The organism is bacterium (genome assembly GCA_021371935.1).
GTDB lineage: Bacteria > Armatimonadota > UBA5829 > UBA5829 > UBA5829 > UBA5829.
Genome location: JAJFVF010000016.1, coordinates 1 through 4185, shown reverse-complemented (window position 1 = coordinate 4185; position 4185 = coordinate 1). Strand labels below are relative to the sequence as shown.

Sequence of the window (4185 nt, the reverse complement as noted above, 5' to 3'; positions counted from 1 at the left end):
GGGATAGGCTTACTTCTTGCGTCTTGCACGCAATATGATGCCCGATGCTCCGACGAGAAGTGTCACAATGCTTGCTGGTTCAGGAACCGACGGAGTTGAGCTGTGATTATTCACGGCCACGCCTCCGATCAGCATAGGAATTGCTCCTCCGAGGAGCAACAGTGGCTCTGAAAATGAGAGTCCGCCTGCAGCCGGTACCAATGCATCTTGCACGGCAAGTGCAGGAGCCGCGGTGATCGGGACAGCCTGCGGCAGTGCTTCTGCGGCTGCAGCCGCTACTTCGAGTACTGGAGCCGGTGCCACAGCCCAATCGGGCGCTGGCGACGCTTTTGCCAAAGGCTTCGGCGCTGGGGGCAGTTGTGTGCCCAATGGGTTACCGCAGCGCCACTCAAGCAGAGGCAGACCGTTTGGTCCTACAAACACTTTACTTCCGGCTTTCAGGACCCGCTGCTTTTGCTTTATGACATTGCCTTTTGAGATAAAGTAGACAGTAGTCCTATATGGCTTGTCCAGGGTTTTTATGCAAATGTTTTCGCTGAAGTACTTGCCCAGCTTGTCAGGAGATATGCCATAGTGTCTTGCGTAACGCGCGGCAACGCGCTTGTTGGACGTGAGCTGTGTGACGAACGAGTCCACGCTGTCCGCTTTATATACCAGGAATGATCCCGGATCGGTCCTGGGCAGCGCAAATGCAGATGTGCTCAAGCTTGCCGCCAGCATAATTAAGATAAGAGCTATGACTATTGTCTTTGTTCTTTTCACTTTGGCAAATCCCCACTTCTTATGTAAGGCGCAGCGCACCTTCCCTTTTATCCAAACATGATGATTGCAAGAAACGTGCCAAAATCATTATTGAACCTATGCTGGTTTCATTTTTGATCCATCTGGGTAAGTCAATTGACTTTTTTGGCCTGTTGGTGCTTAAATTTATATTGGATGGTGAGAATCTTAGGGAGTATTATCTGATATATGGAGTCCAGCACGATAGTTAAATATGGCGATGAAATTCTTCGCATGCGCGCAAATGAGATTGAGGAATTCAATGATGATGTCAGGTCATTGATAGAGATGATGTCCGACGCCCTGACTGAAAATCATGGTTATGGTCTGGCCGGTCCTCAGGTGGGCAAATCTCTTCGTCTGTTTGTGTATGATATTGGTGATGGTATGCATGCCCTGGTCAATCCCGTAATGCTCAGTGCCAGCGGTGAGGAGTGGGGCATTGAAGGATGTCTGAGCATACCCGGATTGCAGGGTGAGGTTCCTCGTGCAACACGTATTGTGGTTACGGGTATAAACGAGGAGGGAACAAAGGTCAAGATCAAGGCGAATGATCTGTTGGCGAGGGTGTTTCAGCATGAGATGGATCATTTGGATGGCACGATGTTTATCGACCGTGCCGATCCCGACACTCTCGAGACCGTTCCAGTCACGGATGACGACGAAGAAGAATAAAGGATAAAATAATCAATCCAAAATACTCATTACCAAATCAGTCGGGGTGTTGGTTTGAAAGTAATATTTGCGGGGACGAGTTCATTTGCGGTGCAGTCGTTGGAGAAGCTGATTGCTTCTGCGCATGAGGTGCTGGCCGTGATCACTCAACCGGATAAACCCAGAGGTCGTGGCCGTCAGATGCTGATTAGTCCTGTGAAGGAAGTTGCACTGGCTCATGGCATTCCAATTTTGCAGCCAGAAAAGATCAGTGATCCTGTGTCATTTTCAACAATAAAGGATTTCGGTCCGATTGGTGCGATGGTGGTTGTCGCATATGGCCAGAAGATTACCCCCGAACTGCTTGCCTGGCCAAAGTATGGTGTTGTCAACGTTCACGGTTCCATTCTCCCAAAATATAGAGGCGCGGCTCCCATCCAGCATGCGATAATATCGGGTGAGCACGAGACGGGTGTCACGACCATGCTGATGGATGAGGGTTGGGACACGGGTGACATCCTGCTCCAAAAGACACTCGATATCTTGCCGGATGAGAATGCGGGTGAGCTTTCGGTGCGCTTGTCATTGCTCGGAGCCGATTTGCTGATAGACACCCTGGATGGACTCGAATCAGGCAAGATCAACCCCATTGCTCAGGATGATGAACTTGCGAGCCTGGCTCGTTCGCTTCCACGCGATGCGGGAGCGATTGACTGGCGACAGCCGGCGAGTAATATTGTGAACCAGGTCAGGGGCTGCACACCCAAGCCCGGGGCATTTACACGGCTCAAAGGGATGATGATAAAGGTATGGAGCGCTGCTTTGAGTGACGGCGCAGCGTCGGGTGAGCCAGGTGAGATTATTGAGGTGAACCGCGACGGGATCAAGATAGCCGCGCTGGGTGGGTATGTGATCTTGCGCGAGGTACAGGCCGAGTCTAGGCAGCGCATGTCTGCCGCCGATTTTGCCCGCGGAGCAACTTTGAAGCCCGGAGACCGCTTTGGCTGATTTAGTATTGAGTATGTTGTATTGATTATTTCGAGCGTTTCAATCACAGTCATTCCGAACGGACGTGAGGAATCTACTTTGAACCATTCTACATATTTTGGTAATCGTGACAAGTGTTGCGGAATGACGCCTGAATCGAATGCTGGCCTGTTCCCTCTCCTGGGGGAGAGGGCTAGGGTGGGGGGCAGCTTATCGCAGAAAAACGTTGTGTAAAAAAGCAGAGCAACGTCTCAATCCAGTCATTCCGAGGAGGGACGACGAGGAATCTGCTTTGAACCCGACGTCACAAGGCGATTTTTTCTCTGGATTATGAATGTTCTGGGAGGGCGAGGCTCCTGCCGAGCCATATTCACTCAAAATATTGTAATCAACGAACGATTTCGGGGTATTGACAGGTTGTGCTCAAGCCAATATAATATATCGAGTCTGAGCTTGCGCGGGGGTGAGCGCGAATCCCGGCAATAGCCGGTCTGTTCCGTTTCTGTATAAGAAACGGAGGAGAAAATGGCTCCCACGGGGCTCTTGGAATCAAGATGGTCGTCGCGGTTTTCGAGACTGGACGACGAGCAGGTAGTTGAGTATGCACGCAGGGGGGACCCACAGGCGACTGAGTACCTGCTGAAGAAGTACAGAGGCTTTGTAGAGGGTAAAGCGCGGTCTTATTTCCTTACTGGAGCCGAGCATGAGGATGTGGTTCAGGAGGGGATGATCGGCCTCTTCAAGGCCATTCGCGACTTTCAGGCTGATAAGCGGGTACGTTTTCGGTCTTTTGTGGAGTTATGCGTAACCCGACAGATTATTACGGCTGTCAAGTCTGCGACTAGGTTCAAGCACGGTGTGCTGAATGATTGCGTTTCGCTGGATGCGCATCAAATTGGCGATGAGAGCGGATGTCTGCTTGATGTCGTAGTTGATGCGGGTGCTGGTGATCCTGAGCGTGTTTTGATGCAGCGGCAGACGATAAGGCTTGTGCGCACTCATGCGGCTCGGAGTCTAAGTGATCTGGAACGCGGCGTGTTGCAGGGATATATGGGTGGCAGGAGCTATCAGCAGATGGCTTGTAAGCTTCGCAGGCCGCCGAAGGTCATTGACAATGCGCTGCAGCGTGCGAAGAGAAAAGTCGGGCGCGCTCTGATGGAGCTAAGCTGAGCTGAGCCGACGTAGCTCAATTGGCAGAGCAGGGGTTTTGTAAACCTCAGGTTGCGGGTTCGAGTCCCATCGTCGGCTCCAATTAGACCGAAAAACTAAATATAAAATATAAAAATCCCAAATATGAAATAAAATTGGGGGGATGCCCGAGAGGCTAAAGGGGGCAGACTGTAAATCTGTTGGCGATGCCTACATTGGTTCGAATCCAATTCCCCCCACCATAATTTGAATGTCCGGCTTCCAGCTAGGGCTTGGCAGCCGGACTTTTAGTGTCGTGTGCCCACATGGCGCAGGGGTAGCGCACCTCTTTGGTAAAGAGGAGGTCATGGGTCCGAATCCCATTGTGGGCTCCACAGATTAAAAAAACGGTTATCAGTTAGCGGTTGCCAGTTGCTGATAATCTACATTAATGGTCAACCGACAACTGAAACCGACAACTATTTGGAGGCAAAAGATATGGCAAAGCAGCGGTTTGAGAGGACGAAGCCGCACGTGAACATTGGAACGATAGGTCACGTGGATCATGGCAAGACGACGTTGACCGCCGCGATCACTGCGGCTTTGGCGACGAAGGGTTTTGCGAAGTATACGCCT

5 protein-coding genes and 3 tRNA genes are annotated in these 4185 nt (G+C 51.2%); 7 read left to right on the top strand and 1 reads right to left on the bottom strand.

Annotated elements, in window-relative coordinates; translation table 11 throughout:
* Positions 1 to 9 precede the first annotated feature (9 nt).
* Positions 10 to 762: a PEP-CTERM sorting domain-containing protein gene (locus tag LLG46_12220; GenBank protein ID MCE5324062.1), complete on the bottom strand. Its 753-nt coding sequence runs from the start codon at positions 760 to 762 to the stop codon at positions 10 to 12.
* Between the two features lie 207 nt (positions 763 to 969).
* Here LLG46_12220 and def point away from each other — a divergent pair, with 207 nt between their 5' ends.
* From def to LLG46_12185, 7 genes are all read left to right on the top strand, one after another.
* Positions 970 to 1455 (top strand): peptide deformylase, encoded by a 486-nt coding sequence (def, locus tag LLG46_12215; GenBank protein MCE5324061.1) that lies wholly within the window; start codon positions 970 to 972, stop codon positions 1453 to 1455.
* 54 nt (positions 1456 to 1509) lie between these two features.
* Positions 1510 to 2442: a methionyl-tRNA formyltransferase gene (gene fmt / locus LLG46_12210; GenBank protein ID MCE5324060.1), complete on the top strand. Its 933-nt coding sequence runs from the start codon at positions 1510 to 1512 to the stop codon at positions 2440 to 2442.
* Positions 2443 to 2946: 504 nt separating this feature from the next.
* Complete coding sequence (gene sigH, locus LLG46_12205; GenBank protein MCE5324059.1) at positions 2947 to 3591, top strand: RNA polymerase sporulation sigma factor SigH; 645 nt, start codon at positions 2947 to 2949, stop codon at positions 3589 to 3591.
* A 5-nt stretch (positions 3592 to 3596) separates the two neighbouring features.
* A tRNA-Thr gene (locus LLG46_12200) sits at positions 3597 to 3672 on the top strand.
* 55 nt (positions 3673 to 3727) lie between these two features.
* Positions 3728 to 3812, top strand: a tRNA-Tyr gene (locus tag LLG46_12195).
* Positions 3813 to 3869: 57 nt separating this feature from the next.
* Positions 3870 to 3944, top strand: a tRNA-Thr gene (locus LLG46_12190).
* 103 nt (positions 3945 to 4047) lie between these two features.
* On the top strand, positions 4048 to 4185 hold a 138-nt coding region (locus tag LLG46_12185), incomplete at its 3' end, for a GTP-binding protein (GenBank protein ID MCE5324058.1).

Coding starts and splice junctions, on each gene's coding strand:
- def (MCE5324061.1), top strand. CDS start 970: ATGGAGTCCAGCACGATAGTTAAATATGGCGATGAAATTCTTCGCATG.
- sigH (MCE5324059.1), top strand. CDS start 2,947: ATGGCTCCCACGGGGCTCTTGGAATCAAGATGGTCGTCGCGGTTTTCG.